This is a genomic window from Saccharopolyspora spinosa NRRL 18395 (assembly GCF_000194155.1).
Lineage (GTDB): Bacteria > Actinomycetota > Actinomycetes > Mycobacteriales > Pseudonocardiaceae > Saccharopolyspora > Saccharopolyspora spinosa.
In genome coordinates this window covers 215,570-241,852 of the sequence record NZ_GL877879.1, presented here as the reverse complement: position 1 = coordinate 241,852, position 26,283 = coordinate 215,570, and the positions used below count along the sequence as shown (strand labels likewise).

Genomic DNA, 26,283 nt, shown 5'->3' with positions numbered 1-26,283 from the left:
ATGCGAAGCAACGGGCGCCTCCCTCCTGTGGCCAGGAAGAAGGCGCCCTTCAGTCGGCGTGCGAGGTCAGCCGATGCGCGTGATCCGGTCGGTCGCCGGTGGGGCGATGCCGGGGTTCGCGCTCAGGTACTCGTTGAACGCGTCCAGGTCGATCGGGCCGCCGGTCAGCTCGGTGCCGCCGGTCAACGCGCTGAACCCGTCCCCGCCTGCGGCGAGGAAGTTGTTCGCGCTGACCCGGTAGGTCGCGTCCGGCTGCACCGCTTGGCCGTCGATCGTGATGCCGGAGATCTTCGATCCGATCGGCGCGGACTCCGACCAGGTGTAGTGCAGGGTCGAGGACGGCTGGAGCACCCGCACCTGGACGCTGCCGTCCGGCTTCGGCTGCCACTGCTGCTCCAGCACGGCCTTGAGCTGCACACCGCTCAGGGTGATCGTCTGCATGATGTTGGCGAACGGCTGCACGGTGTAGGCCTCGCCGTAGGTCACCACGCCGTTGCCGTCCCCGGCAGGCGAGGACGGGTACTTCAGGTCGTCGCGGACGCCACCCGGGTTCATCAGGGCGATCTGGGCACCGGCGGACCTGGTGGCCGCCAGCTGCGCATCCGCGATCAGATTGCCCAGCGGCGATTCACCGGACGGCGCGGCGGCCCTCGTGATCTCCGCGCCGATCGTGCCCACCTGCCGGTCCCCGATCGGCTTCGACTTCTCCACGGCCTGGTCGACTAGCGTCTGCACCTGCCGGTCGCCCGGAATGTCCCGCGTCACGATGTGGTTCTGCGCCTTGATGGTGGACCGAACGATGTCCTTGGTGCGCCGGTCCACCTGAACGTCCAGAGTGGAAATAATCCGGCCGAACGACGAGCCCTGGATCATCGGCCGGGGCTGACCGGCCGGGTCGGTGACGCTGCACACGTACTGCTGGTGGCTGTGCGCGGTGAAGACCGCGTCCACCTTGGGCGAGATCTGCTCGGCGATCCGCCGGGCCGGGCCGGGGGTCGTGCGGCAGTCGTCCGGTCCGCCGCCTTCGGTGTTGTCGCCCTGGTGCATCGACACCACGATGGCCTTGACGCCGTGGCGGTCCAGTTCGTCGGCGTAGCGGTTGATCGCGTCGATCTCCGGGCCGACCTTCAGCCCCTTGATCCCGTCCGGGGCCACCAGAGTCGGCAGATCCTCAAGCGTCGCGCCGATGACGCCGACGGGAATGCCATTCATGTTGCTGATGGTGTAGGGCTTGAAAGCCGGCTGACCGGTCTGCTCGGCGGTCAGGTTCGCTGAGAGGAAGGGGAAGTTCGCACCGTTGTACTTCGGCTGGAACTGGCACCCGTCGACGGGGTGGCAGCCGCCGTTCTGGATGCGCTTCAGCTCGTTGTAGCCCTCGTCGAGCTCGTGGTTGCCCACGACGGAAGCCGTGATGCCCATCGTGTTCAGCACGTCGATGGTCGGCTCGTCGTGGAACAGCGCCGAAGACAGCGGCGATGCGCCGATGTTGTCGCCGGTGCTAAGCACCATCGAGTTCTTCACCTGGCCGCGCAGGTTCTTCAGGTGGGCGGCGAGGTAGGCGGCGCCACCAGCGTCGACGGTGTTGCCGTCGGCCAGCGTGACCTTCCCGGACGACCCGGTCGGCGGCTCCAGGTTGCCGTGCAGGTCGTTGAAGCTGAGCAGCCGGATGTTGGTGATGGCGGGATCGGCGGCGGCAGGCACCGCGCCGAGACCGACGGCGGCGCAAACTGCGACAGCCGAAACGGCAAGTCGCCGCAACGACCGGGAATGACGAATCATCAGGTTCCTCCAAAACGCGCACGCCCGCATCGGAGCGGAAAGGCGCTCGGCGCTGGAGCTTGCCCAATGTGGTCTATCCGAACCAGAAGTCGCCGCGAACCGTAACTGAACGGGGAACTACTTTTGGCTCCGCCCGACCCGATCAGGTCATGCGTGAAGGGCACCTTTGACGTTGGCCAAAGGTGCCCTTCACTCGACTAAGATCCACTTTGGAGTGTGGGTCAGTTCGCCAGAGTTTCGGCGATCTCGTAGGTGTTGAGCGCCGCGCCCTTGCGGAGGTTGTCACCGCAGACGAAGAAGTCCAGCGTGTTCGGGAAGTCCAGCGCCTGCCGGACCCGGCCCACGTAGGTCGGGTCGCCGCCGACCACACCCGCCGGGGTCGGGAACACGCCCTTGTCGTGGTCGTCTTGCAGCACGATCGTCGGCTGCGCCTCGAACACGCGGTGCGCCTGCTCGACGGTCACCTCGCGCTCGAAGGCGGCGTGCACCGCCAGCGAGTGCGTGGTCACCACCGGCACCCGCACGCAGGTCGCGGACACCTTCAGGTCCGGGATGCCGAGGATCTTGCGGGACTCGTTGCGGACCTTCAGCTCCTCCGAGGTCCAGCCGTCGTCCTTGCGCGAACCGGCCCACGGCACCACGTTGAGCGCCAGCGGCGCCTTGAACGGCGTCTCCTCCGGCAGCCCGGCCGCGGCCAGCGCCTCGGCGACGTCGCCAGCCCGCGAGCCGACTCCCTTGCCGGCCACCGCCGCGATCTCCGCGTACAGCCGGTCGATGCCTTCCTGCCCGGCGCCCGAAGCCGCCTGGTAGGACGAGACCACCAGCTCGCGGAGGCCGAATTCGCGGTGCAGCGCGCCCAGCGCGGCCATCATGGACAGCGTCGTGCAGTTGGGGTTCGCGATGATCCCCTTTGGACGCTCGTGGACCTTCGCCGGGTTGACCTCCGGCACCACCAGCGGCACGTCGGGATCCATCCGGAACGCGCCCGAGTTGTCCACCGCGATCGCGCCGCGCTCGGCGGCCACCGGTGCCCACTGCGCGGAGATCTCGTCCGGCACGTCGAACAGCGCGATGTCCACGCCGTCGAACGCCTCCGGCGCGAGCTCGACGACGGTGAGCTCCTCGCCGCGCACGGTGATCTTCTTGCCGGCGGACCGGGCCGAGGCGATCAGCCGGATCTCGCCCCACGGCACCGACTCGCGGCGATTGATGATGTCGATCATGACGGTGCCGACCGTGCCGGTCGCACCCACGATCGCCAGCGTCGGTGTCTTCTTCTCCTGGGCCATCAGCGGCCACTCCCTGCGTAAACCACGGCTTCCTCGTCGCCACCGAGCTCGAACGCGTCGTGCAGGGCGCTCACCGCGTCGTCGAGCTGGGTGTCGCGGATCAGCACCGAAATCCGGATCTCCGAGGTGTTGATGATGTCGATGTTCACCCCGGCGTTGGACAGCGCCTCGCAGAACGTCGCGGTGACGCCCGGGTGCGACCGCATCCCGGCGCCGACCAGCGAGACCTTGCCCACCTGGTCGTCGTAGACGACCTGCTCGAAGCCGACCTCGTCCTTGATCTTCTCCAGCTCGGCGACCGCCACCGCGCCGTTGCTGCGCGCCACCGTGAAGGTGATGTCGGTCAGCCCGGAAGCGGTGCTGGAGACGTTCTGCAACACCATGTCGATGTCGATCTCGGCGTCGGCGACCACGCGGAAGATCCGCCCCGCGACTCCGGGGTTGTCGGGCACACCGCGCACGGTGACCTTCGCCTCCGACCGGTCGTGCGAGACGCCGGTGATCATCGCCTGTTCCACGGAAAGGTCCTCCACTGAGCCGGACACGATCGTTCCGGGCTTGGGTGAGTAGGAAGAGCGGACGTGCAGCGGCACGCTGTAGCGGCGTGCGTACTCGACGGCGCGCAGGTGCAGCACCTTCGCTCCGGTGGCCGCCATTTCGAGCATCTCCTCGTAGGTGATGCGCTCCAGGTGCTTGGCGTTGGGCACGATGCGTGGATCGGCCGTGTACACGCCGTCGACGTCGGTGTAGATCTCGCACACGTCGGCGTTCATCGCGGCAGCCACGGCGACCGCCGTGGTGTCTGAGGAGCGTCGTGATGTCCTTGGTGTCCTGGGAGACGCCCTGGAAGCCGGCGACCAGGACGACCTGGCCCTGCTCCAGCGCCTCCTGCACCCGGCCCGGGCTGACGTCGATGATCCGCGCGTTCTGGTGCGCCGAGGTCGTGATCACACCGGCCTGCGAACCGGAGAACGAGCGGGCCTCCGCGCCGAGCGACTCGATCGCCATCGCGACCAGCGCGTTGGAGATCCGCTCCCCGGCGGTCAGCAGCATGTCGAGTTCCCGCTCCGGCGGAGCCGGGTTGACCTGTTTGGCGAGGTCGAGCAGCTCGTCTGTGGTGTCACCCATCGCAGAGCACACGACGACGACATCGTTGCCCGCCTTGCGGGTCTCAACGATGCGTTCGGCGACCCGTTTGATGCGATCAGCACTTTCGAGTGAGGAACCGCCGTACTTCTGGACGACGAGCGCCACGTGAAACAAACCTCCTCGACCGTGCGGTCGTCCCGGGCGCGGGTTGTCCCCGCACTGACACCGAGTGGACGAAGGAGCCCCGGCACACCGCGTGGCGGGCCGGAGGGCCCCGCGACCGGGTAGGTGGCAGCGTCGGCCCACCGGGCCGAAACGGCCTCCTACCAGGTCGCTCCGCTGCCGGACTAGCCTACCGAACTGACACCGCCCGACCCCAACCCCGGAACGCGCTACTACCCTGTTGGACGCGATTGTCGACAAGAGCGGAGGACCGGGTTGTCCACCACTCCAGGAGCGATCGATCCACCCCTGGGGGACATCGGAAACACCGCGGCTACGCAGCGGAAACAACCGGAACCGGGGTTGCTGGACCGGCTGCGCGGGGGATCATCTCGAGGGCACCGGCTGATCATCGCTTTGGGCCCGGCTGTGGTTTACCTCGCAATCCGGCTGGTCGGGTTGCTGGTGCTGGCGTGGCTGTCGGCCGCCAACGACGAAGCGCTGGTCGACAACCTGCGGGCTTGGGACGGTCAGTGGTACCTGGAGATCGCCGCGCACGGCTACGGCGGCGTGGACCGGAACATGGTGGACGGCTTCGGGCACCGCTACCCCGAGACGCCGTTGGCGTTCTTCCCCGGCTACCCGCTGCTGATCATGGCCCTGTCGTGGATCCCGGGGGTCAGCGTCACCGGCGCGGCGGTCATCGCGAGCCTGGGCTGCGGTGTCGTCGCCGCGTACGGCCTGGCTCGGTTGGGGCGTCGGATCGGCGGCTCGGACGGGGTCGGGTTGCTGCTGGTCGTGCTGTTCGCGGCGGCTCCGATGTCCGTGGTGCTGTCGATGGCGTATTCCGAGGCGCTGTTCTGCGCGTTGGCGGTCTGGGCGCTGATCGGGGTCGTCGAGCGGAACTGGCTGCTCGCGGGCCTGTGCTGCGCTGGCGCCGGGCTCGTGCGGCCGACGGCTGCGGCGCTGATCGCGGTCGTCGGGCTGGCGGCGCTGGTCGCCATCGTGCGCCGCCGGGAGACCTGGCGCCCGTGGTTGGCGATCGTGCTCGCACCGGCCGGGATGCTGCTCTACATCGGCTGGGTCGGGCTGCAGACGAGCAACCTCACCGGGTACTTCGAGCTCCAGCAGCGGGGTTGGTCGTCGGCGTTCGACGGCGGCAAGGCCACCTTGACGTTCGTGATCAAGACCCTGACCGGGAACCGGTCCGTGCTGGAGACGTTCACGGTGTGGATAGTGCTGGCCGCGCTGGTGCTGCTGGTGCTGTGCGTGCGGCAGCGGATGCCGTGGCCGCTGGTGGCGTTCGCCGCCGCTGTGGTGGTGCTGGACCTGGGCTCCGACGGGTTGATGTACTCCAAGGTCCGCCTGATGTTGCCCGCGTTCCCGCTGCTCATCCCGGTTGCGATCGGGTTGTCGCGACGGCGGACGACTACGGCGGTGACCACTGCGGTGCTGCTGGTGTTCTTCGGTTCGTGGTTCGGTGCCTACTCGCTGACGGCGTGGCAGTACGCGATCTGATGGACAACCGGTGGCTTCGGTCGCCAGACTCGCCAGCAAGCAACCCTGGAGGTACTCGTGACCGCCGAGGAATACGCAGTCGAAGTTCCGGCGAGCAAGCCCGCGGAGACTTCTGTACCGCTGCACCCGCTGCTGGCCGAGCGGTGGAGCCCGCGCGCGTTGGACCCGGATGCGGCGGTGACCGACCGGCAGTTCACCGCGTTGTTCGAGGCGGCCCGGTGGGCTCCTTCGTGGGGCAACACCCAGCCCGCCCGGTACATCGCCGCGCGCCGGGGCGAGGCGACCTTCGACCGGATCCACGGCACGTTGTCGCGCGGCAACAAGGGCTGGACGAGCAAGGCCGCAGCGCTGGCGATCGGCGTTGCGCGCGTGGTCGACGAGGGCGGCGAGCCGATGCCCTACGGCGAGTACGGGCTGGCGCTGGCGACCGAGAACCTGGTGTTGCAGGCCGTCGCGGAGGGCCTGCACGCGCACCAGATGGCGGGCTTCGACCGGGACGCCGCGCGTGCCGAGTTCGGGATTCCGGCCGAGTTCGAGCCGATCGTCGCTGTCGCGGTCGGCAGCCTGGGCACGCTGGACGGCATGCCGGAGCGGCTGCAGGAGAAGGAGTTGCGGCCGAGGATCCGAAAGCCGCTGTCCGAGCTGGTCTTCACCGAGACCTGGGGCGAACCGGTGTTCTGACGACCACCTCCGCGCAATATCGTTTTTCGTTTCCGCAGCTCAGTGACCGCGAGCGCAAGAGGAACAGGGGCGAGTTATCCTCGGCCAAGGTCTCATGGGCAAGCCCGTCGAGGCCCAGTTCTGCCCCCATGCGCAGCTTCGCGATAAGCGACGACAACCACCTTGCGGGTTATCGCGCTCGACACGCGGTTCTATTCTAGTACTAGAATAGAACCGTGGTTGCCAACCTGACGTCCGCCGAGCTGACTTTGCTCGGCCTGCTCGTGGAGAAGCCGCGACACGGCTACGAACTGGACGAAGTCATCGGCACCCGCGGCATGCGCGAGTGGACCGAGATCGGCTTCAGCTCGATCTACTACCTGTTGGCCCGCCTCCGCGACCGCGGGCTGATCACCGAGATCGACGCGCCGCAACCTGCCCGGGGAAAGGCCCGCCGGGTGTACGGGCCAACAGCCGAGGGGCGCCGGGCGTGCGCGGAGGCGGCCGAGGCCGCGGTGGCCGAACTTCGGCCCGTGTTCCCGCCAATCCTGGTCGGTCTGGCCAACCAGCCGGTCGTTCCGCGCGAGCGCTTCCGGGCCGCACTCGACCAGCGGGCCGTAGCGCTGGCGGAGAAGATCGCCGCCGTCGGCGCAGCCCGCGACGCCCAACCCGACGCGCCCGGTTTCGTCCGCGCCATCTTCGACTATGCGCTGGGCCAACTGGCCGCCGAACAGCAGTGGCTGGCCGCCTACCGGGCGGCCGAATCCGACAAGCCCTCGCCAGGAAGGCCCGGCGTCCATGACCCGCTTTGACGTCAAACGAGAACTGAAGCAGTGCTACGCGCCGAAAAACACCGACTGGGCGCTGGTCGACGTGCCCGCGCAGCAGTTCATCGCTATCGACGGCTGCGGTGACCCCAACACCAGCGCCGACTACGCCCGCGCCGTCGAGTCGCTCTACGCCGTCGCCTACACGATCAAGTTCACCAGCAAGACCTCCCTCGGCCGGGACTTCGTCGTCGGGCCGCTCGAAGGACTGTGGTGGTCCGACCGCCCGGAAGTGTTCACCGCCCGCACCAAGGACGCCTGGCACTGGCGCATGCTCATCAGCCAGCCCGACTGGATCACCGTCGGCCTCATCGACGAGGCCAAACAGGCAGCGCTGACGAAGAAGAACCTCCCCACGATCGCCGAGATCCGCCGCGAGACCCTGGAGGAAGGCACCAGCGCTCAGCTCCTGCACGTCGGCCCCTTCGACGACGAAGGACCGGCACTCGCCAGGCTCCATCACGGGTACCTCGCCGCCAACGACCTGCGAATGTCTGGGCACCACCACGAGATCTACCTCAGCGACCACCGCCGAACCGAGCCGGCCAAGCTGAAGACCGTCCTCCGACAGCCCGTTCGGGCGGCGGGCGAATGAAGTGAGGACAACACGTCGCCGGATCCTCCTGCCCCAAGCGATCAAACCCGGCGGACGTTCGCGGCCACCTCGCTAGGCGCGGGAAAATTGCCGGAGGGCGAGCAGTCCGCCGATTCCCGGGATGACGGCGAGCCACCTGGCGCTCGGCGAGGCCGGGACCAGGAAGGTCGCCGCGATGACGACCAGATAGGCCGTGCCGTGGATCGGGCCGCCGAGCGACGTGATCGCAGGCAGGTGCGCGGTGAAGAGGTTGACCAGCAGGATCACGAGGGAAGCGGCCTCGATGCCGGCCGCGAATCGCAATGCGCGCACGGTCACGCCCCCGTGGTCGAGCCGGGGCGGACGATCATGAGCACCACGACGATCGCCCAGAGCACGTTGAAGATTCCGGTGAGCATCGTCAACCGGGTGGCCGTGGCGAGGAGGTCCTGGGCCGCCCCGAGCATGCGCTTCTGGCCGGGCAGGATGCCCATCGCGAGGATCACCGCGGCGATCGCGGTCAGCACGAGCGAGATGATCAGCCACGGGTCGGTGAGGACGCCGAGCTGGGCGCCGGTGGCGATGCCGAAGACCGGGACCGCGATCCCGACGACGGTGTAGCCGCGGCAGATCCGGTGCAGGAGGGCGGCGACACCGGCGGCTCGCCCGGCGTCGTCGGCCGCTTGCCGGGCGTAGCGGGGGAACAGCGAGGCGGCGACGGCGATCGGACCGATCACCAGGATCGCCGCGAGGACGTGCACGGACAGCAGCAGCTTGGTCACCGCGGGCCTCTCAGCTAGATAGGTTGTCTACCAACATATCGATTGGCAATCTATCTGCTGCTGCCTACATTCTTGCGTAGTCTGTCAACCTATGAGAGCGGATGCGGTCCGGGGACACCTGGACGGACTGTTGCTGGCCGTACTCGAAAACGGTCCGCTGCACGGCTACGCGATCATCACCGCGGTCCAACGCAGCAGCGGAGGAGCGCTGGAACTGCGCACGGGAACGATCTACCCTGCCTTGAACCGGCTCGAACGACTCGGATTGCTGCGCAGCAGTTGGGAATCCGTGGGCGAGCGGCGGCGGCGCTGCTACGAGCTCACCGACACCGGACAGCGCAACCTGGCCAAGGAGAGAACGGCTTGGGACGAGTTCACGACCGCGATCGGCGCAGTCCTCAACCCGTCGCCCCGGGGCAACGCATGAACGCCGACCCCATCGACGACTACGTCGCCGAGCTGACGGCCGCCCTGCACGGCCCGGCACGCGCGAAATCCCGGATGGTCGAGGAAATCCGCGACGGGCTCGTCGAAACGGTTGCGGCGCACACCGGCGAAGACCTGCGCTACCAGCGCGCTTTCCAGGCAGCGGTGCGCGAATTCGGGACACCTGTCGAGCTCGTGCCAAGCTGCCAGCAGGAACTGACCATCGCCCAGACCAGGCACACCGCCCGAGCGCTCATCCGCACCGTCGGGTTCTTGGTCGCCTGCTGGTACCTGACCTGGACGGTCGGCCACAGCCGGGGCTGGCAGCTGCCGACGGCGGTCGAAATCCTGGCCGCTATCGCGACAACTGCGGGAACGCTCGCCGCGACGGCGCTGTTCGCCACCGGAGCGCTCACCCGCTGGATGCCGGTGCCGGATCGGCTCCCGCTCGTGGTCGGCTGGATGGGCACCACGGCCAGCGTGGCGATGCCGTTCGCCGCGCTCGCGTTCGCCACGTCGATGCCCCTGGCCAGCGTCTGGCCGCTGATCGTGCTTGCGGGAGGGCTCACGGTCGCGTCGCACGCAATGCTGGCCTCCTCGGCCCGCGCCTGCCGCGAATGCGCCCGCCTGCCGATCGCCGGGACCACCTGAACCGGCCTCCGCGTTTCCGCTGCTCAGGTGCCGTTCGATTTGGTCGCTATCGAGGCAGTGTTCTTGCCTGGCGGCTCCGCTGGCCGCCCCAGCGGTAGTGGCTTGGCTCTGCCTCGCCGACCGGTGTGAAGCGAACGGCCTGTTCACCTCCGTAGACGACCCAAACGGTCCGTTCGCTTCACACCCTGAGCAGCAGGGACGGAACTTTTGGGGTGGCCGGTCGGTGCGTGGGGAGGGGATCGCACCGACCGGCCCGCAGGGGCCCGGCGCCGGAGATCGGGGGTGCGTCGGCTTCCGGACCCGAGGTTTCGGGCGGGTTAGAGGCGGTGGAGGGCTTCGACGATTCGGCGCTGGATCTCCGGTGAAGGCCGGACAAGAGCGTCCTGTGTGGAGGTTCGCGGCAGATCGTGGGCATCGGCCGGTTCGCGAAGGCGATGCCTGCCGCCTCGTTCCCGTTGATGTCGCTCGGCTTCGACGTGGGCTATCAGCTGCCAGACCGTGAAGGCGCCTTCGCCGCCTCCGGCATGTTGGGGGCGGTCAGACTTCCAGTACATCGCGATGACGAAGAAAGCGGCAACGGCGGCTATTGCGACGATGACTGGGAGCATGGTGATCATTCGGATGACCTTTCGGTGATGGTCGCGGTCGGGGATGTTTCCCTGAGCAGCAGGGAGATTTCGTCGAGTGCGGTGGCTGCGGCCTCGAAGTCGTCGGCATCGCGACGACCCGCGCCGACCTGGAAGGCGAGGTCGTCGAGCAGCCACTGGGTTCGCCGCAACAGGACGGCGAGATCTGCGTTTTCAGTGCCCATTGCATGGCGGCTTCGGCTGGGACATGTTGAGGCGAACGGAACTTTCGCCTCGTTCTACGGCGCGAAAGTTCCGTTCGCCCGGAACCACCGACGCCTGACTTGCGGCGATGCGGTGCGCCTCCGCGTTGCAGTCGCGGCAGGTCGACCACAGCCAGCCCAGCTGCGAGTTGTCAGCCGACAGCTGCTTCCGGCACAACGTCAACACCGCCATGCCGGTGAATCCAGGCTCGCGTGCCGCTCACCTTCAGCAGGAACCCAGTGAAACGGATGCATCAAGGAACACCCCACGTTGTTGCCGAAATTTGCGCTGTTTGACTATTCAATGTCAACACGAGCTGATCAGGTCGACAATTCCCTGATCGAGTGGTGATTTCCTTATTATTTGAGGGATATTCTCCGTTGCATGACCAGCAACACCCGAACCCCCAAAGCTCGGGCGCTCGGCAACGCGCTACGCGCGGCGCGCCAAGAAAAGGGCCTGACTCTGCGGAACGTCGCCGCCCAACTCGGCCGTGACCCAGGCGCCCTCTCCCGCTGGGAAACCGGCGAGCGCTCCCCGAAACCCACCGATGTAGCGCAGATCCTGACGATCCTCGGGATCAACGGCGACCACTACGAAGAAATCCTCGCCATGACAAGAGGAACGACGGACTCGCACTGGCTCGCGATCAGCCTCCCCGAACAACGCCAGCACCTTGCCGCTCTCTTGGACTTCGAACGCACCGCGACGGCAATCACGCAGGCAGCACCCCTGCTCATTCCAGGGCTTCTTCAGTCGACGAGCTACGTACGCGCGATTATGACCAGCGGTGGGGTTCCTCCGGAAGAAGTCGAAACACGAATCGCCGTGCGCATCGGCAGAAGAGAGGCCATCACCCGCAACGAAGATCCTGTGCACTTCAGAGTGGCGATCGGTGAAGCGGCGCTACGGCAGGTACTCGGCGGGCCACAGGTCATGCTCAGTCAGCTCGATCACTTGCTGCAGATGGCCGAGCTGGCAAATGTCGAGGTCTACGTGGTCCCATTCGGAAGTGGCTGGCATCCCGCGCTTGAAGGCCTGTTCATCCTGATCGAGTCGAATCACGCTCCGCCGGTCGTCCAGTTGGAGACCCGCAGATCAGGTCTGTTTCTGCACGAACCCTCCGACGTCGAGATCTACCGCGATGCTGCCGAAGGGGTGTTCAACGCCGCACTGGATCCGGCAGAGTCGAGGAAGCACATTGCCAAGATCTGCAAGGAGATGGAGGCCGCAAGATGACTTCGGTGACCGGCTGGCGGAAGTCCAGCCACAGCCAGAACTCAGGTGACTGCGTCGAAGTTGGGCGGTTAGCGGCCGGGGCCGCTGTCCGCGACAGCAAGGACGCAGGTGGCGGGTACTTCGTCACGACGCCGATGCAGTGGGGCAACTTCGTCGCTGCCTTGAAGGCTGGGCGGTTCGAGTGCTGAGATGCTGGTTGGGCCGGTCCCGGGAGCTCTTAGGCTGGGTCTTCCAGGCGGTTGGCGCGAGCGGTGAGGTGTCGGCGTTCGGGTGCGCTCGTGGTGCGGCGGGCGGCTTCGCGAAACGCGTCCGCTGCGGCGGCGCGCTCGCCTAGCAGTTCCAGCAGGTGGGCGCGGGTGGCGAAAAGGCGGTGGTGGCGGGCGATCCGCTTGTCCGCTTCCAGCGTCGCCAGCAGTTCGAGCCCGGCGGACGGGCCGTGGACCATCGCGACGGCGACCGCGCGGTTGAGGGTCACCACCGGGTTTGGTGCGGTCTGTTCGAGCAGTTCGTACAGGACGAGGATCTGGGGCCAGTCCGTGCTTTCCGCGTCCTCGGCCTCGTCGTGCACGGCGGCGATGGCCGCCTGCAGCTGGTACGGGCCGACCTGTCCGCGCGGCAGGGTGCGGCTGATCAGCTCGATCCCTTCCGAGATGAGCCGGCGGTCCCAGCCGCTGCGGTCCTGTTCCGCCAGCGGCACCAGTTCGCCGTCAGGCCCCGTGCGGGCGGGGCGGCGCGCGTCGGTCAGCAGCATCAGGGCGAGTAGCCCCGCCGTTTCGGTGTCGCCGGGCACCAGGCGGTGAAGCAGCCTGGTGAGCCGGATCGCCTCGGTCGACAGCTCCGGCGCGGTCAGGTCGGCTCCGTTCGTGCTGGTGTAGCCCTCGTTGAAGATGAGGTACAGCACGTGCCGGACCTCGGCGAGCCGCTCGGTGTGGTCGGCCCCGTCCGGCATCGTGAGCGTCTCGCCGGCGATGCCCTGCTTGGCGCGGCTGATGCGCTGCGACATGGTCGCTTCGGGCACCAGGAAAGCGGCGGCGATCTGCGCCGTGGTGAGACCCCCTACCGCGCGCAACGTCAGCGCAACCCGGCTGGCCGAGGACAGAACCGGGTGGCAGCACAGGAATAGCAGCGCCAGCGAGTCGTCCTGGTCCGAATCCGGCGTGCTGTCGGCTGCATGGCTGAGCAGCGCGGACTGCGGCGTGGCCCGGGCATCCTCGCGGCGCCGACGTGCCGCGTCGCTGCGGATCTGGTCGACGAGCTTGCGGGAAGCGACGGTGACCAGCCAGCCGCGCGGGTTGTCCGGCACGCCCGCATCCGGCCACTGGAGAGCCGCCGCGATCAGCGCCTCCTGCACGGCGTCCTCGCACGAGTCGAAGACGCCGTACCTGCGGACGAGCGCAGCGAGGACCTGCGGCGCCAGGTCGCGCAGCAGGTCCTCAACGCTCACATGTCCCCCACGGACTCGTGCAGCACCGGCCACAACTCGACCGGATCCACGTCGGCGAACGGCATGTCGGCCGCGATTTCCTGCGCGCGCTCCAGGGTTTCGCAGTCGAGCAAGTAGAAGCTGGCGAGGTACTCCTTGGTCTCCAGGTACGGGCCGTCGGTGACCGCCGGGACGCCGTCCTTGCGGCGGATGAGCTGCGCGTTCGCCGCGTCCGCCAAGCCGTAGGCACCCAGCAGCTCGCCCGTCTCCCGGTACTTCGCGTTGAACGCCTCCTGCCTGGCAATCGCCTCCGGCCAAGCCTCGGCCGGGAAGGAGTCCCACTTGGCCTGGTTGCCGTAGATCATCGCGACGTACTTCATCTCGGGTGTCCTTCCCATCCCGCGCGCCCCGCCGGCGCGCTGTCACCCTTCAGTCGGAGCCCGCGGCGGATCCTCGACATCGGGCGGCGAACTTTCTCCGACTTTTTCAGATCCCGCCGCTGACCAGCCTAAATCGGCCGTCGTCTAGGAAGGGGACCAGGAGGGACGCCAGGTCTCGGGGGCGGTCGAGCGGGATGATGTGCCCGCAATCCTCGATGAGGTGCGCCACGAGATCGTCGGCGATCGGACGCAGCTGGCGTTCGAGGGCGTTTCCGACTGGATCAGCCTGCCGCCGGCGTCGATCACCTCGGCGGCGTCCGGGCCGGTGCCGGGCGGCACGATGCCGCTGATGGCCTCGCCGGTCACCAGCACGTCGGCTTCGAAGATCTCGCCGGTGAACGTGGAGACGACGTGTCCACCGGTGATTCGCAGATCGGTCACGGCAAGGCTCCTCAGGATTCGTCGTGGCAGGTCGACCGACTCGGTCCCGCCGCAATTTCAATGGAAATCGGACCCACGATTTCCATTGAAATTGCGGAGGTTGTCCACAGGCATCGGCGTGTCGGGGTGCGACACGCCGACGGTCCGCAAGTTCCATTGAAATCGGACCCACGATTTCAATGGAACTTGCGGAAGATCTACGCGGACGGGGCATCCCGGAACCGCGGCACCAGCTGGTGCCGGTCGGGCTCGTGATCGGCAGGACTTCGGCCGACCCCGCTAAACGGCGCAAGGCGCTGCGCCGAGGGCGGCATGACCTGGGCCGATGTTAGGTGGCGAACCCGCCACCCGTTAACTACCGCCGGGTAATGCGGTATTACTTCACTCGTGTGGACCAGCACCAGGCCGACGGCGGAGACGCTCGATCGGGCCGACCCGCTCGCCGACCTGCGCATCCGCTATGACCTGCCGCCGGGCGTCATCCACCTCGACGGCAGCAGCGGCGGACCGCTGCCGCGCACCACGCCCGCCCGGCTGCGCCGATTCGTCGAGCACCGATGGGAGCAGCACACCGAGCGCCCGCGCGGAGAATCCGACTGGCGCGGGGAGGCCCGGCTCGCTGCGGCCGCGCTCGCGCCGCTGATCGGTGCCGCACCGAGCGAGATCACCGTTGCCGAGACGACGTCCATAAACCTGTTCAAGGCGCTGCTCGCGGCGGCCCGGCTTCGCCCGGACCGGCCGGTCCTCGCGGTGGGCAAGGACTGCTTCCCCGCAGACTGCTGGCTGGCGCAGTCCGCCGCCGAGTTCATCGGCGGTCGGCTGCACCTGTTCCACAGCAGGGACGAACTGGACCTGCTGCCGTGGGACGAGGTGGCGGTGGTCGCCGCGTCGCACACCGACGAGCGGTTCGGAGGCGTGCGCGACGCCGCCGCTCTCACCGCCGAGATCCACGGACACGGCTCGCTGGTGCTGTGGGAGCTGAGCGGTTCGGCCGGGGCGCTGGACGTTGATCTGCACAGCTGGGACGCGGATTTCGCCATCGGCTGCGGCCACCGGTACCTCGGCGGCGGCGCGGGGGCGCCGTCGTACTGCTTCGTCGCCGACCGGCACCGCGACGCGTTCTCGACGGGCACCTGCGGCACGGGCGGCGTGCTGCACCCGCTGGCCGACGGGCTCGCGGGCTCCGGCTCCAGCTTCTCGGTGGCCGAGCTGTGCGCGGGTCTGTCCATTTTGGATGGCGTGTCGCCGAGAGCGCTGGCGGCCAAGGCCGCCGGCCTGGTGGACTTCTTCCTGGAGCGGCTGGGCGACTTCTGCTCGGACGCGCAGATCGAGGTCGCGACCTCATCCGAAGAACTGAGCCGAAGCGCGCAGATCACCTTGCGGCACGACCGGGCCCAGCGGATCGCGGACGGGCTGTTCGACCGCGACGTGCTGGTGGACTACGCCGAACCGGACCTGCTCCGCCTGAGCTTCGCCCCGTCCTGGCTCCGCTACGTGGACATCTGGGAAGCCACCGAACAACTCCACACGACCCTCCACGAAATCGCCTGAACGGCGGGGGTTCCGCCCGGGCACGGATTGGGCGGCACGCACTGCACGTTCCACTTCAGCCGCACCGACGGCTGAGGCCGGCGAACGCTTCGGGGGCCGCGCCCTCCGAAGCGCTCACGAACCGACGCCGGTGTAGATCCGTTCCAGTTCCTCGCGGAGTTCGGCGGGAGGTACCTGGGTCGTGCGGAGTTGGCGGGTCGTGGTCCGCATCGTCGACACCAGGCGTTGGGCTTCTTGGAGGTCGTGGGGGTCGTTCCGCACGGCCTTCTCCGTGGCGGCGTCGACCACTCGTTCCAGGAGGATGATCGTCGGCCACCAGCATTCTGCCTCCGCCGCTGCCGTCGGGTCCATCAGCTGCTGTTGGAGGGCTGCGCGGAGATCCGCCAACTGGCGGTAGGTGCGGCGGCGCAGCGCCGAGCGGCCGTGGTGGACTCCGGCCAGCGACTGGGACACGTACTCCGCGACCGCCTCCACCGCGTCGGCGAACCGGCTCGGCAGCGCTGGCCCCCGGTTCAGCGGGCGCAGCAGGAAGCCTACGACCAGGATGATCCCGCAGCCGGCGACCGTGTCCACCAGCCTGGCCGCGGGCAAGAACTGCTGGTTCTGGCTCATCTGCAGCAGGACCAGCGCCGTCACGACCGCGCTGAACAGGCCGTAGTGGCGGCCGAGCGCGACGGGCAGCTTGGCGGCCAGGGCGACGATGAACGGCAGCAGCCACCAGCCGGTCGGCACGAAGGCGATCAGCGCGAACGCGATGAGCACGCCGATGACGGTGCCGACCGCGCGCAGCAGGACCCTGGCGAGGACCGAGCCGGAGTTCGGCTTCAGCACGAGCGCGACGGTCAGGGCGATCCAGTACGGCTCGGCCATGCCCGTCGCCAGCCCGAGCCCCTCCGCGAGCGCCAGGCACAGCAGCATCCGGCACACCTGAGCCCAGGTGGAGCGGCCGAAGGTCAGCCGGAGCCGCTCGTGGTTTTCGCCGGGCACCTGCGGGAGCTTCACGCGCCGGAACGCGGCGATAAGTTCCGCGATGCCCCGGTCTAGTGCACGCACCAGCGGCGACTCGTCCGCGCCTGGCTGGTAGGGCGGCGGGACGTCGCCGGTGCGCATGCAACGCGCCAGCGTTCGCAGCGCTTCGCGGGCGCGCTCGGGCGGCTGCTTTCCCGCGTGCGCCAAGGAAATCGACGCCTCGACGATCGGTGTGGCGTACGTGTAGACGAGGTAGAGGCGGTCGCGCACGCGGCTGCGTGACATCGAACCTCCGCCCACGAGCACGTCGTGCGCATTGTCGAGCGCCTTCGTCAGCTCCTGCCTCGCGGTGATCGGCGAGTCGAACATGCGCAGCGTGGTCTCGAAGATCGCCGCGACCGCGCCACGCGCCGGGGCCGTGCCGTGGAACGGCCAGGTGGCCGCGATGATCGCGAGCACCAGCAGCTCACCGGCGAAAAACCACCAGACCTGCACGCCGAGCGGCAGCGTCGACTTCTCTCCGGTCGCGACGACGCAGAACGTCAGCGTGTGCGCGCCGCCGGACGACCACAGGTCGCCCATCCGGCTGGACAGGACCGACGGAACCGCCACTGCGAGCACGATCGCCGCCGCCCACCACGGCCCTGGCGCGGCGGCTCCGGCCGCGAACCCGAGCGCGCCGAGGATCGCGGCCAGGCCCACCCGGCGCAGCCGGTACCGGTACGAGCCGGTCAGGTCCGAGAAGCTCGCGCACAGCGCGCCGATCGAGGCCAGCACGGCCTCGTCGATCCGCCCGGTGAGCAGGCCCACGACCTGCGGGGCACCCACGCCGATGCTCACGGCGCACGCCCGCGTCCAGTCGCCGGGACTCGGTATCGGGCGCAGCATCCGCGGCAACCACTGCGGCAGCACGAATCTGGGGAGCGCTTCGGTCGTCACACGCACATCCCTTCGGTGACGGGGGGGACACGCGCTCCACGCCGAGCGGCACTGAGGATGCTTCCAATTGTCACGCGGAAACTGCCACGGCACCGCAGAACGCCACCGGCGTCACACCTTGGGTTCGATCACACCCGGGACTGCTTCCAGTCTCGTATTGAGTAACGGTGCGGGTAGCGGAACCTCAGCGGTCTTCTCGGCCGCGGGATCCCGGACTTGTGCACGACCACCAGAGAAGTCCGAAGTGGACATTCAGGAGAGGGCGCGGAGGATCCGCACGGCCATCGACGTGGCGATCAGCCAGAACAGCGCCGCCACGCCGTAGTTGACCGCCACCGCGAGCTTCGGGTCGTCCGGCATGAACAGGTCCTGGAAACCCAGCGCCAGCGGCTCCGCCCAGGACGCCACGAACCGCGTGATGCCGTTGTCCGGGTTGGCACCGGCGACGGTGAACACCACGTGGATCACGAGCAGCGCGGCACCGACGTTGCCCACCCACCGGACGACGTTGACGAGCACACCGACCACACGGGCCCGTGTCCGTCGCAGGTCAGCGCGAGGCATGCCGCCCTCCTGCGCTTCGGTGCTCACGTCCTCCGCCACGATCTCCAGTTTGGCACGACCGGGGAGGTCAGCCGAACACGCGAGCCAGCACCCCGCCCACCAGCACCCAGAAAACCGCCGCCAGGCCGTAGTCGAGGAGCACCTGCAGCACCTCGCCCGGCGCCTGCACCAGACCGGGGAAGAACAACGCCAGCGGCTCGGCCGCCTGCGCCACGGACTGCGCCAACCCGTTCTCCGCCGGGAAACCGGTCACCACGAACACGATGTGCAGCACCAGCAGCGCGGCGAGCAGGAAACCCGCGCCGTTGATCAGCGCCGCGACCGCGGACCGCCCCTTCTTCGCCGCCATCCGACCGCCCCTCCCCTTGATCCACCGACCACTGTGCCAGGCGCGTAGATCGGGAAGCCAGGACTCGCCCGAAACCGGCGGACACGCGGCGCGCAGCCGGGATTCCCCTGATCACCACGTGTCAATTCCCACCATCTGGACGTCCCGCTTGCATTTCGGGCCACTACTGCGGTTAGCCTAGGGTCGTGGCTCGCGTTCTCCTGCTTCGCCGCCGCGACGGGGTCTCATAGACCGGCCCCTCGTCGCGGGGTTCGAACGTGCCGGTCGTCGGTCCAGACCCGGTAACCGAGCAGGAGAACCACTCGCATGAGCAGCAACACTCCCGACGCCCAGGCCCCGTTCGCCGGCAAGGTGAGCAAGCCGTCCCGGCCAGCGCCCGCCGACCAGGCTCCGTGGAACACGCAGCTGGGCAGCGCCATGCCCTACCACCGCTACCGCCCGTTCCACGAGCTCGTCGAGAACGTATCGCTGCCCGACCGGACCTGGCCGGACAACCGCATCACCAAGGCCCCGCTGTGGTGCGCGGTCGACCTGCGCGACGGCAACCAGGCGCTGATCGACCCGATGTCGCCGGCCCGCAAGCGCCGCATGTTCGACCTGCTCGTGCAGATGGGCTTCAAGGAGATCGAGGTCGGCTTCCCGGCCGCCAGCCAGACCGACTACGACTTCGTCCGGGAGATCATCGAGGACGGCGCGATCCCCGAAGACGTCCGCATCCAGGTGCTGACCCAGTGCCGCCCGGAACTGATCGAGCGGACCTTCCAGTCGCTGGAAGGCGCGTCACGGGCGATCGTGCACATTTACAACTCGACCTCGATCCTGCAGCGCCGCGTGGTGTTCCGGGAGGAGCGCGAGGGTATCAAGAAGATCGCGACGATGGCCGCCGAGATGACCCTCGAACTGGCCGGCAAGTACTCCGACACCGACTTCCGCTTCCAGTATTCGCCGGAGTCCTACACCGGCACCGAGCTGTCCTACGCCGCCGAGGTGTGCGACGCGGTCACCGAGATCTGGCAGCCCACCCCGGAGCGGCCGGTGATCCTGAACCTGCCCGCCACCGTCGAGATGGCCACCCCGAACGTCTACGCCGACTCCATCGAGTGGATGCACCGGAACCTGGCCCGCCGCGACTCGGTGATCCTGTCGCTGCACCCACACAACGACCGAGGCACCGGCATCGCCGCCGCCGAGCTGGGCTACCAGGCTGGCGCGGACCGCATCGAGGGCTGCCTGTTCGGCAACGGCGAGCGCACCGGCAACGTCGACTTGGTTGCGCTGGGCATGAACCTGTTCAGCCAGGGCATCGACCCGCAGATCGACTTCTCCGACATCGACTACATCAAGCGCACCGTCGAGCACTGCAACCAGCTGCCAGTGCCGGAGCGGCACCCGTGGGGCGGCGAACTGGTCTACACGGCGTTCTCCGGCAGCCACCAGGACGCCATCAACAAGGGCCTGGACGCGCTGCGCGACGAGGCGAACAAGGCCGGGACCGGCGTGGACGACTACCCGTGGGAGGTGCCGTACCTGCCGATCGACCCGAAGGACGTGGGCCGCACCTACGAGGCCGTGATCCGGGTCAACTCGCAGTCCGGCAAGGGCGGCGTCGCCTACATCATGAAAACCGAGCACCAGCTGGACCTGCCGCGCAAGCTGCAGATCGAGTTCTCCAAGGTGGTGCAGGCGCACACCGACTCCGAGGGCGGCGAGGTCAGCCCGACGGCGATGTGGTCGGCGTTCGCCAGCGAGTACCTGGAGGCCACCGCGCCGCTGAAGCTGGTCCGGCAGCGGGTGGCCGGCGAGAACGGTAACGAGAACATCACCGCGACCGTGGTCGTGGACGGCGAGGAGCAGGAGATCACCGGCACCGGAAACGGCCCGGTATCGGCCTTCGTCGACGCGCTGAGCAGCATCGGCTACGACGTGCGGGTCATGGACTACCACGAGCACGCGCTCACCGCCGGTGACGACGCGCGGGCCGCGGCCTACCTGGAGTGCGCGGTGGGCAACGAGATCTACTGGGGCGTCGGCGTCGACACTTCGACGATCACCGCGATGCTGCGCGCAGTGGTGTCCGCGGTGAACCGCGCCAACCGCTGACCGACGCAACGCGAACGGCCCGTCCACCCCGTCGATCGGGGCGAACGGGCCGTTCCCAGTTTCAATTGAAACTGCGGGCCAGCGGGGTCAGCGCACGGGAGCGTCGGTTTCGGGTTCGGTGCGTTCGGCCTCCACCGGTTCTCCGGATCCTTCCGGCTTCTCCGCTTCTTCCAGGTCCTCGGCTTCGTCGGCCTTCTCCGCGCGGCGGCGCACCACGTGCACGATCAACCAGCCGATGACGACGGTGACGATGAGGGCGACCCACGAGAACCGGTGGAACCACTGCCCGGCCACCACGCCGAAGATGTAGGCCAGCGTCGTCACCGTGCCCGCCCACGCGATGCCGCCCGTCGCGTTCGCGATCAGGAACTTGCGGTACTTCATGCCGAGGATGCCCGCCAGCGGACCTGCGAGGATGCGCAGCAGCGCCACGAACCGGCCGCCGAACACCGCCCACGCGCCGTAGCGGTCGAACGCCCGCTCCGCCTGGCGCACCGGTTTCGGCCCGAAGTGCTTCGGCAACTTGCGCCCCAGCCAACCCAGCAGCGTGCGCCCGTAGCGCTTGCCGATCGCGTAGCCGATCGAGTCACCGATGATCGCGCCGCTCGCGGCGACCGCGCCGAGCACGATCGGATTGGCTACGCCCTGCGAGGCCGCGACGCCGGCGCTGACGAGCATGATCTCGCCGGGCAGCGGGATCCCCACGCTTTCCAGCCCGATGATCAATCCGACCACCAGGTAGATCACTCCGGGTGGGATCGTGTCCAGCCACTCGATCATGAACGTCCATTTCGATTCGAGAACGCGTCGCGGTCGTCTGGGACGACCGGCCCCCGGCCAGGGTACGTATGCGGACCGCGCTTGGCGCCATCGACGGCAGAGGAAGGCACGTCCATCTTTGGCGCAGCGCGGAGGTTGATGTGACCGTAACCACACAGCAGTCGCGAGCGGGCGCAGCCCAGCCGCTCACGACGCCCTGGGGGGAGGGCGTTTTGCGCATAATCGGCATCCGCAGCATCCCGGTCGCCGTGCCGTTCAACACCGACGAGAAGTGGGCCTACGGCAGTAGGCGCGGCCTGGTCAGCGTGCTGATCGAGATTGACACCGACGAAGGCATCACCGGCCTAGGCGAGGCCCCGGCGTACCCGCGGCGAGGACCCGTTCCGCACCGAGCGGATCGCGAAGCTGATCGACATCGTCGGCACCTGGCACCACGTGGGCACCACCAGCCCCGCGATGGCCGCCATCGACATGGCCTGCTGGGACATCGTCGGCAAGGCCTGCGACCAGCCGCTGGTCAACCTTCTCGGCGGCCCGCTGCGCGAGGAGGTCGAATACCTGCACTACGTCCCGCAGGGCACCCCGGAGTGGATGCGGGAGCAGGCCTCCCGGGGCGCGGCGGCCGGCTTCGAGAGCTTCTACGTGAAGGTCGGCGACGCGGACCAGGCCACCGACGTCGAGCGGGTCGCCGCGATCCGTGACGGCCTCGGTGCCGGGCCGTCGCTGCGGATCGACGCCAACGAGTCCTGGTCCCCTGCGGCGGCGCTGCGGGCCCTGCGCGCACTGGAGCCATATGACATCGAGTTCGCCGAACAACCGGTGTCCGGCCGGAACCTTCCCGAGATGGCCCGGCTGCGCGCCCGCGCCGGGGTGCCGCTGCTTGCCGACGAAGCGTCGCGGACCCGCTACGACCAGCTGAACGTGATCCGGCAGGGTGCGGCCGACGCGATCTCGGTGGACAACATGCTGGACGGCAGCCTGCTGAACATGAAGCGCTCCGCCGGGATCTGCGAGGCGGCGGGCCTCCCGGTCGTCAAGCAGAGCCTCGGCGAGCTCGGGGTGGCGACGTACGCCGCGGCTCACCTGATCGCCGCGACGCCGGGATTCCGCTGCGCCAACCAGTCCTACGGCCGGCTGCTCGCCGACGACGTCGTCGAGGGCGGCCCGTTGCCCTATCCGGGTGGCAGGCTGCGGGTGCCGGACAGGCCGGGCATCGGAGTCCTGCTCGATCGCGACCGACTGGCCCGATACGCGGAGTTGTACCAGGTCGCAGGCCATGAGTACGGCTACGCCGACCCGGCGGATGGCACCCCGGAAGCGCCGAACCGGTGACCGGAGCACGCCGGGAAACCGCAATCCGCTGGGCCGAAGAGCAGCGCCCGGTGCGGTGAACACACTCGACCAAAGATGGTATTGCGCCTTCCTCCAAATCGGCACCATTGACACCGTCGCGGGATGCCAGGCGACGCCCCTGGGGAACACAGGATCAGGGGGAGCGGCCGGATGACGGGGGAAAACGTCGGGGCACCGGCCCCTCCCCCTGGTTTCGGGTAGTTCCAGGGTGTCCTGGTGATTCCAGGCTCCCTGGCGTAGCGGCGCGGGTCGCGGCACCTCAGACGCCGCCTGGACTGCGCGATCCCCGATTTACGTATGCTCAACTCCGCGATCCCGGCTTCCCGCGCTTGCTCGCCCCGTTGCCTGGTCGCTCCTTCCCAGCCGCCTCTCCCCCTCTTTGATCACTCGTTCGGTCTACCGGGCTTGATGATGGGCGGGTCACCGGGTTACGTCTGGCACCGAAACTCAGCAGTATTGAGGTGGACATGTGGCCGACCGAGGATCCGACCGAGAAGCTTCGCTGGCGAATCCCGTGCATCGCACCGTTGGGTTCGGGCACCATGACGGTGCTGGTGGTGGGCGATCGGGTCGCGGTGGTGCTGCCCCCGGGTGACACGCTGGTCTTCACCGCCGACGAAGCCGATGACCTCGCCGCGTTGCTGGATCGAGCCGCGGGCTACCTGTCCCGCGGCGCCGAGGTACCGGAGGCGACGTCGTGGCCCTCATCGACACCGACCTGAGCTTCGATCCCCAAGACCCCTACTTCCCCGTTCCCGGCGCGGCCGGGGTGGAGTGGGCGCTGCAAGTCTTCACCACGGCCAACGGCTACGGCTTGGACGTCGAGCGGACGCACGTCCGCGAGGGCGACCGCATCCACGTGCACGCCAACCGGTACGCGCGGCTCGGGCAGCAGGTGCCGGTCGAGGCCGGTGAGGCCGACATCGAGGTGACCCGCATGGCCGGCGTGCTGGAGTGGTCGATCACGGTGCGCCACGACGAGCCGGTGAAGGCGGTGAAGCTCCTGCTGCGCGGCCTGCCCGCGGACCAGCTGCGGGCCGGTTGGTGGGCGCCGAACACCGGTCGCGGCTGGGCGCACGGCGTCAACGGCCAGCGGTTCCAGTTGGAGTACCCGGGCTCGGACTGGGCGACGCCGTGGGTGGCGGCCGGGGACGAACCGAACGGGCTGGTGCTCAGCATCCGCGATCCGCTGGTGCGGCGGAAGATCCTGCACGTCCACCAGCCGCCCTACGCGCCGGGCCCGATCGCGGAGCTGGTGCACGTGCCGTCGGCCACCGCGCGCTCGACCACCTGCCGGGTTCCGTCGATCCGGCTGCGACTGGGCACCACCGAGCACAGCGCCGACGCTGACCTGGACGAACATCTGTCCTTCGTGGAGGGTGCGCAGAACCTGGTGCCGTGGTCGTCCCGCAAGGACGTGCCGGAGTGGCTGCGGCAGATCGCGTTGGTGGTGACCCTGCACGGGCAGCACTGGACGGGCTACGTGTTCAACACGTTCGCGCAGATGGCCGAGGCGCTGCGGTTCGTCGCGCAACACATCGACCCGCACCGTGTGCTGGCCTACCTACCCGGCTGGGAGGGCCGCTACTACTACGCCTACCCGCAGTACCGGCCCGGCGAAGACCTGGGCGGCGCCGAGGGATTCGCCGCGCTCGCGCACACCGCGCGGCAGCTGGGCGTACGGCTGATGCCGATGTTCGGCGGGCATGGCGCGAACGTGCTCGAGTACCCGGCGTGGGAGCAGTCGGTGCTGCGCAACGACACCAACCGCTACGTGGAGCTGCTGAACCGGCCGGACTGGGACAGCGACCGGGTCGGCGAGGGCGACCAGGTGTTCCTGAACCCGGGCGAGCCGGAGTTCCGCGCCCACCTGGTGACGTCGATCTCGGCGCTGGTGCGAGATTTCGGCATCGACGCGGCGTTCCTGGACACCCTGGGCTACTGGTTCAACGACCCGCGCTACGAGGTGATCGACGGCTATCGCCGGATGGCCGACGAACTGCGCCGCCGTCACCCCGAGCTGGTGCTGGCGGCGGAGGGCTGGTGGGACGCGCTGTCGGCGATCTTCCCGCTGAGCCAGCAGTGGTACGGCGCGGACCGCGACCTGCGCAAGCCCCGCGTCCTCACCCGCTACGCCCGCACCACCGGCCACCTCGCCGAGGGCACGCCGGGCCCGGGCAGCACCGGCGTGCACGAGAAGGGGTTCCTGCGCCGTCCATCCGATGTGGCGCGGGAAGCCCACATCCCGGTGGTCGGCATAGCCGACGACACCCTCCCCACGCACGCCGAAGAGGTGGCGGCGATCTGCCGCTGGGCCCGCGACCACGCCCCGAAGTAATGCGCAGAAGATCAACATTTGCGCAGGTCACTGACCAATCATCAGTCCTGCGGCCAGATTCGAGCCCAACGACGCCGGCGCGGCCGATTCCGGCGCGGCCGATTCCGGCGCGGTGTGCTCGGCGGAGGCACGACCACCGCAACCGGCCGTGCTGATCAGGGCGGCGAGGGCCACCGTGAACATGCGAACCCGTCCGGTCATTCCGGTCTTCACCTTCTGCGCGATCGAGGACGGGCGACGACCACGTTCTTCGCGATCCGCTCCCGCCACCAGCGAAGTTCGGTCCTTCTGAGCTACGTCTGATCGGGCAGCCCGGTGGCGGCGGCCGCCTCCGCCAGCAGGGCGTCGAGGACCACCCGGACCGCCGGGCGTTCCGTCGCCCCCTTCCGGGAGACGACCTCGACGTTGCGCCCGGCTCGGACACCGGCCAGCGGGCGCATGACCAGCCGCGGGCTGTCCACTGTGTATCTGGGGAGCAGCGCGACGCCGTGGCCGTCCGCGACCAGCGCCTCGGTCACGCGGAAGTCGTTGATCCGCTGCACGACCTCCGGCCGGACCCCCGTGCGGACCGCCAGGGACCGCAGCACGTCATCCACCGGGAAACCGATGTCCACGCTCAACCAGGGTTCGCCCACCAGCTCGGCCGGTTCGATGCGTTCCTTGGCGGCGAGGCGGTGGCCCTGCGGCAGCGCGACATCCAGTGGCTCCCGCAGCAGCGGCGTGATCGCCATGCGCTCGCTGTCGAACGGCGGCGCTTGGTCGTCCCGGTGCGTGACCACGAGGTCGAAGTCGGCGGTCAGCTCGGGTACTGCCGGCGGGGTCATGTCCACGTCGCGGCACTCCAAGCGCACGTTGGGCTGCTCGGCCAGCCGCCGCAGCAGGCCCGGGAGCAGCAGCAACGCGCCGGACGGGAAGATCGCGACGCGCACCACGCCGCGCGGTGTGGACCGGTAGCTGTCCAGCTCGGCCTCGGCCCGGTCCAGCGCGGCGAGCACCTCGTCGGCGCGCGCCGCGAGCGACCGGCCGGCGTCGGTCAGGCGCAGCCCGCGGCCGGCCGGTTCGGTCAGCTGCACGCCGACCTCGGCCTGTAGCGCGCGGATCTGCTGCGACACCGCCGACGGGGTGTAGGACAGGGCCCTCGCGACGGCGGTCACGGTTCCGCGATCAGCGAGTTCCCGCAGGAGTCTCAACCTGCGAACATCCATGAAGGAATAGTACACATTATCTGTAAATAATATCGCTTTTGCTTCACGGAACCGACCGGCAGGCT

Annotated in this window: 28 protein-coding genes and 1 pseudogene; 13 read left to right on the top strand and 16 right to left on the bottom strand. The window is 68.6% G+C overall.

Features of this window, described 5'->3' with window-relative positions; all coding sequences use genetic code 11:
- Positions 1-66: 66 nt before the first annotated feature.
- The 3 genes and pseudogenes from SSPN_RS0120235 to SSPN_RS44730 all read right to left on the bottom strand — a co-directional run bounded on the left by SSPN_RS0120235 (position 67) and on the right by SSPN_RS44730 (position 4,322).
- Positions 67-1,779, bottom strand: coding sequence for a bifunctional metallophosphatase/5'-nucleotidase (locus SSPN_RS0120235; protein WP_010307736.1), 1,713 nt, complete (start codon positions 1,777-1,779; stop codon positions 67-69).
- A 221-nt stretch (positions 1,780-2,000) separates the two neighbouring features.
- Entirely contained in the window at positions 2,001-3,068 is a 1,068-nt protein-coding gene (locus SSPN_RS0120230; protein WP_010307733.1) for an aspartate-semialdehyde dehydrogenase, read from the bottom strand.
- Positions 3,068-4,322: pseudogene (locus SSPN_RS44730) on the bottom strand (aspartate kinase). The gene SSPN_RS0120230 and the pseudogene SSPN_RS44730 overlap by 1 nt, the downstream one beginning before the upstream one ends.
- A 426-nt stretch (positions 4,323-4,748) precedes the next feature.
- On the opposite strand from SSPN_RS44730, the gene SSPN_RS0120220 reads away from it, so the two are divergent.
- From SSPN_RS0120220 to SSPN_RS0120205, 4 genes are all read left to right on the top strand, one after another.
- The gene (locus SSPN_RS0120220; protein ID WP_101377180.1) at positions 4,749-5,837 is read left to right on the top strand and encodes a glycosyltransferase family protein; all 1,089 of its coding nucleotides are present in this window, start codon (positions 4,749-4,751) and stop codon (positions 5,835-5,837) included.
- 57 nt (positions 5,838-5,894) lie between these two features.
- Positions 5,895-6,518: a nitroreductase family protein gene (locus tag SSPN_RS0120215; RefSeq protein WP_010307719.1), complete on the top strand. Its 624-nt coding sequence runs from the start codon at positions 5,895-5,897 to the stop codon at positions 6,516-6,518.
- Positions 6,519-6,733: 215 nt separating this feature from the next.
- Entirely contained in the window at positions 6,734-7,309 is a 576-nt protein-coding gene (locus SSPN_RS0120210) for a PadR family transcriptional regulator (RefSeq protein ID WP_010307716.1), read from the top strand.
- Complete coding sequence (locus SSPN_RS0120205; RefSeq protein ID WP_010307713.1) at positions 7,296-7,919, top strand: GyrI-like domain-containing protein; 624 nt, start codon at positions 7,296-7,298, stop codon at positions 7,917-7,919. Before SSPN_RS0120210 ends, SSPN_RS0120205 begins: the two co-directional genes overlap by 14 nt.
- A 72-nt stretch (positions 7,920-7,991) precedes the next feature.
- Here the strand turns inward: SSPN_RS0120205 and SSPN_RS0120200 are convergent, their stop codons facing one another.
- Together SSPN_RS0120200 and SSPN_RS0120195 are read right to left on the bottom strand one after the other, a co-directional pair.
- The gene (locus SSPN_RS0120200) at positions 7,992-8,237 is read right to left on the bottom strand and encodes a DUF3817 domain-containing protein (RefSeq protein WP_010307712.1); all 246 of its coding nucleotides are present in this window, start codon (positions 8,235-8,237) and stop codon (positions 7,992-7,994) included.
- Positions 8,234-8,680 (bottom strand): membrane protein, encoded by a 447-nt coding sequence (locus tag SSPN_RS0120195; protein ID WP_010307711.1) that lies wholly within the window; start codon positions 8,678-8,680, stop codon positions 8,234-8,236. The genes SSPN_RS0120200 and SSPN_RS0120195 overlap by 4 nt, the downstream gene beginning before the upstream one ends.
- Positions 8,681-8,771: 91 nt before the next feature.
- On the opposite strand from SSPN_RS0120195, the gene SSPN_RS0120190 reads away from it, so the two are divergent.
- Positions 8,772-9,107 (top strand): PadR family transcriptional regulator, encoded by a 336-nt coding sequence (locus SSPN_RS0120190; protein ID WP_010307710.1) that lies wholly within the window; start codon positions 8,772-8,774, stop codon positions 9,105-9,107.
- Positions 9,104-9,757, top strand: coding sequence for a permease prefix domain 1-containing protein (locus SSPN_RS0120185; RefSeq protein ID WP_010307709.1), 654 nt, complete (start codon positions 9,104-9,106; stop codon positions 9,755-9,757). The genes SSPN_RS0120190 and SSPN_RS0120185 overlap by 4 nt, the downstream gene beginning before the upstream one ends.
- 317 nt (positions 9,758-10,074) lie before the next feature.
- Here the strand turns inward: SSPN_RS0120185 and SSPN_RS0120180 are convergent, their stop codons facing one another.
- Entirely contained in the window at positions 10,075-10,374 is a 300-nt protein-coding gene (locus SSPN_RS0120180; protein ID WP_010307708.1) for a hypothetical protein, read from the bottom strand.
- Positions 10,371-10,568, bottom strand: coding sequence for a hypothetical protein (locus SSPN_RS0120175; protein ID WP_010307707.1), 198 nt, complete (start codon positions 10,566-10,568; stop codon positions 10,371-10,373). Before SSPN_RS0120175 ends, SSPN_RS0120180 begins: the two co-directional genes overlap by 4 nt.
- A gap of 403 nt (positions 10,569-10,971) precedes the next feature.
- On the opposite strand from SSPN_RS0120175, the gene SSPN_RS0120165 reads away from it, so the two are divergent.
- The gene (locus SSPN_RS0120165) at positions 10,972-11,826 is read left to right on the top strand and encodes a helix-turn-helix domain-containing protein (protein WP_010307705.1); all 855 of its coding nucleotides are present in this window, start codon (positions 10,972-10,974) and stop codon (positions 11,824-11,826) included.
- On the top strand, positions 11,823-12,014 hold the full coding sequence (locus SSPN_RS0120160) for a DUF397 domain-containing protein (protein ID WP_010307704.1): 192 nt from the start codon (positions 11,823-11,825) through the stop codon (positions 12,012-12,014). Before SSPN_RS0120165 ends, SSPN_RS0120160 begins: the two co-directional genes overlap by 4 nt.
- A gap of 29 nt (positions 12,015-12,043) precedes the next feature.
- Here the strand turns inward: SSPN_RS0120160 and SSPN_RS0120155 are convergent, their stop codons facing one another.
- From SSPN_RS0120155 to SSPN_RS62800, 3 genes are all read right to left on the bottom strand, one after another.
- Complete coding sequence (locus SSPN_RS0120155) at positions 12,044-13,270, bottom strand: RNA polymerase sigma factor (protein WP_010307703.1); 1,227 nt, start codon at positions 13,268-13,270, stop codon at positions 12,044-12,046.
- On the bottom strand, positions 13,267-13,629 hold the full coding sequence (locus tag SSPN_RS0120150; protein ID WP_010307702.1) for a YciI family protein: 363 nt from the start codon (positions 13,627-13,629) through the stop codon (positions 13,267-13,269). Before SSPN_RS0120150 ends, SSPN_RS0120155 begins: the two co-directional genes overlap by 4 nt.
- 144 nt (positions 13,630-13,773) lie before the next feature.
- Entirely contained in the window at positions 13,774-14,070 is a 297-nt protein-coding gene (locus tag SSPN_RS62800; protein WP_010307701.1) for a hypothetical protein, read from the bottom strand.
- Positions 14,071-14,457: 387 nt separating this feature from the next.
- Between SSPN_RS62800 and SSPN_RS0120140 the strand changes: the two genes are divergently transcribed.
- A complete protein-coding gene (locus SSPN_RS0120140) occupies positions 14,458-15,621 on the top strand; it encodes an aminotransferase class V-fold PLP-dependent enzyme (protein ID WP_010307700.1) in 1,164 nt (387 codons plus the stop codon).
- A gap of 114 nt (positions 15,622-15,735) precedes the next feature.
- Here the strand turns inward: SSPN_RS0120140 and SSPN_RS0120135 are convergent, their stop codons facing one another.
- The 3 genes from SSPN_RS0120135 to SSPN_RS0120125 all read right to left on the bottom strand — a co-directional run bounded on the left by SSPN_RS0120135 (position 15,736) and on the right by SSPN_RS0120125 (position 18,442).
- The gene (locus SSPN_RS0120135) at positions 15,736-17,529 is read right to left on the bottom strand and encodes an FUSC family protein (RefSeq protein ID WP_010307699.1); all 1,794 of its coding nucleotides are present in this window, start codon (positions 17,527-17,529) and stop codon (positions 15,736-15,738) included.
- A 252-nt stretch (positions 17,530-17,781) separates the two neighbouring features.
- Positions 17,782-18,093 carry a hypothetical protein gene (locus SSPN_RS0120130; protein WP_044575168.1) on the bottom strand — a complete coding sequence of 104 codons (312 nt, stop codon included), beginning with the start codon at positions 18,091-18,093 and terminating at the stop codon, positions 17,782-17,784.
- Positions 18,094-18,160: 67 nt separating this feature from the next.
- Complete coding sequence (locus SSPN_RS0120125) at positions 18,161-18,442, bottom strand: hypothetical protein (RefSeq protein ID WP_010307697.1); 282 nt, start codon at positions 18,440-18,442, stop codon at positions 18,161-18,163.
- A 306-nt stretch (positions 18,443-18,748) separates the two neighbouring features.
- Here SSPN_RS0120125 and leuA point away from each other — a divergent pair, with 306 nt between their 5' ends.
- Entirely contained in the window at positions 18,749-20,542 is a 1,794-nt protein-coding gene (gene leuA / locus SSPN_RS0120120; RefSeq protein WP_029535534.1) for a 2-isopropylmalate synthase, read from the top strand.
- An 87-nt stretch (positions 20,543-20,629) separates the two neighbouring features.
- Here leuA and SSPN_RS44720 read toward each other — a convergent pair whose 3' ends face one another.
- On the bottom strand, positions 20,630-21,322 hold the full coding sequence (locus tag SSPN_RS44720; protein ID WP_010307695.1) for a DedA family protein: 693 nt from the start codon (positions 21,320-21,322) through the stop codon (positions 20,630-20,632).
- Between the two features lie 396 nt (positions 21,323-21,718).
- Between SSPN_RS44720 and SSPN_RS0120105 the strand changes: the two genes are divergently transcribed.
- From SSPN_RS0120105 to SSPN_RS0120095, 3 genes are all read left to right on the top strand, one after another.
- Positions 21,719-22,654, top strand: a complete 936-nt coding sequence (locus SSPN_RS0120105) for a mandelate racemase/muconate lactonizing enzyme family protein (RefSeq protein ID WP_337466366.1) — start codon at positions 21,719-21,721, stop codon at positions 22,652-22,654.
- Positions 22,655-23,142: 488 nt separating this feature from the next.
- Positions 23,143-23,397, top strand: coding sequence for a hypothetical protein (locus SSPN_RS0120100; protein ID WP_187764754.1), 255 nt, complete (start codon positions 23,143-23,145; stop codon positions 23,395-23,397).
- A complete protein-coding gene (locus tag SSPN_RS0120095) occupies positions 23,373-25,013 on the top strand; it encodes a hypothetical protein (RefSeq protein WP_010307691.1) in 1,641 nt (546 codons plus the stop codon). Before SSPN_RS0120100 ends, SSPN_RS0120095 begins: the two co-directional genes overlap by 25 nt.
- A gap of 27 nt (positions 25,014-25,040) precedes the next feature.
- Here the strand turns inward: SSPN_RS0120095 and SSPN_RS56915 are convergent, their stop codons facing one another.
- Positions 25,041-25,214, bottom strand: a complete 174-nt coding sequence (locus SSPN_RS56915) for a hypothetical protein (protein ID WP_158309607.1) — start codon at positions 25,212-25,214, stop codon at positions 25,041-25,043.
- Positions 25,215-25,306: 92 nt separating this feature from the next.
- Positions 25,307-26,218, bottom strand: a complete 912-nt coding sequence (locus tag SSPN_RS0120085; RefSeq protein WP_029535533.1) for a LysR family transcriptional regulator — start codon at positions 26,216-26,218, stop codon at positions 25,307-25,309.
- Between the last annotated feature and the right edge of the window lie 65 nt (positions 26,219-26,283).

Bases quoted from the DNA above. Each gene is read 5' to 3' on its own strand.
- SSPN_RS0120235 (WP_010307736.1), bottom strand. From the start codon at position 1,779: ATGATTCGTCATTCCCGGTCGTTGCGGCGACTTGCCGTTTCGGCTGTC.
- SSPN_RS0120230 (WP_010307733.1), bottom strand. From the start codon at position 3,068: ATGGCCCAGGAGAAGAAGACACCGACGCTGGCGATCGTGGGTGCGACC.
- SSPN_RS0120205 (WP_010307713.1), top strand. From the start codon at position 7,296: ATGACCCGCTTTGACGTCAAACGAGAACTGAAGCAGTGCTACGCGCCG.
- SSPN_RS0120190 (WP_010307710.1), top strand. From the start codon at position 8,772: ATGAGAGCGGATGCGGTCCGGGGACACCTGGACGGACTGTTGCTGGCC.
- SSPN_RS0120185 (WP_010307709.1), top strand. From the start codon at position 9,104: ATGAACGCCGACCCCATCGACGACTACGTCGCCGAGCTGACGGCCGCC.
- SSPN_RS0120180 (WP_010307708.1), bottom strand. From the start codon at position 10,374: ATGATCACCATGCTCCCAGTCATCGTCGCAATAGCCGCCGTTGCCGCT.
- SSPN_RS0120175 (WP_010307707.1), bottom strand. From the start codon at position 10,568: ATGGGCACTGAAAACGCAGATCTCGCCGTCCTGTTGCGGCGAACCCAG.
- SSPN_RS0120165 (WP_010307705.1), top strand. From the start codon at position 10,972: ATGACCAGCAACACCCGAACCCCCAAAGCTCGGGCGCTCGGCAACGCG.
- SSPN_RS0120160 (WP_010307704.1), top strand. From the start codon at position 11,823: ATGACTTCGGTGACCGGCTGGCGGAAGTCCAGCCACAGCCAGAACTCA.
- SSPN_RS0120150 (WP_010307702.1), bottom strand. From the start codon at position 13,629: ATGAAGTACGTCGCGATGATCTACGGCAACCAGGCCAAGTGGGACTCC.
- SSPN_RS0120130 (WP_044575168.1), bottom strand. From the start codon at position 18,093: ATGCCTCGCGCTGACCTGCGACGGACACGGGCCCGTGTGGTCGGTGTG.
- SSPN_RS0120125 (WP_010307697.1), bottom strand. From the start codon at position 18,442: ATGGCGGCGAAGAAGGGGCGGTCCGCGGTCGCGGCGCTGATCAACGGC.
- leuA (WP_029535534.1), top strand. From the start codon at position 18,749: ATGAGCAGCAACACTCCCGACGCCCAGGCCCCGTTCGCCGGCAAGGTG.
- SSPN_RS44720 (WP_010307695.1), bottom strand. From the start codon at position 21,322: ATGATCGAGTGGCTGGACACGATCCCACCCGGAGTGATCTACCTGGTG.
- SSPN_RS0120100 (WP_187764754.1), top strand. From the start codon at position 23,143: ATGTGGCCGACCGAGGATCCGACCGAGAAGCTTCGCTGGCGAATCCCG.
- SSPN_RS56915 (WP_158309607.1), bottom strand. From the start codon at position 25,214: ATGACCGGACGGGTTCGCATGTTCACGGTGGCCCTCGCCGCCCTGATC.
- SSPN_RS0120085 (WP_029535533.1), bottom strand. From the start codon at position 26,218: ATGGATGTTCGCAGGTTGAGACTCCTGCGGGAACTCGCTGATCGCGGA.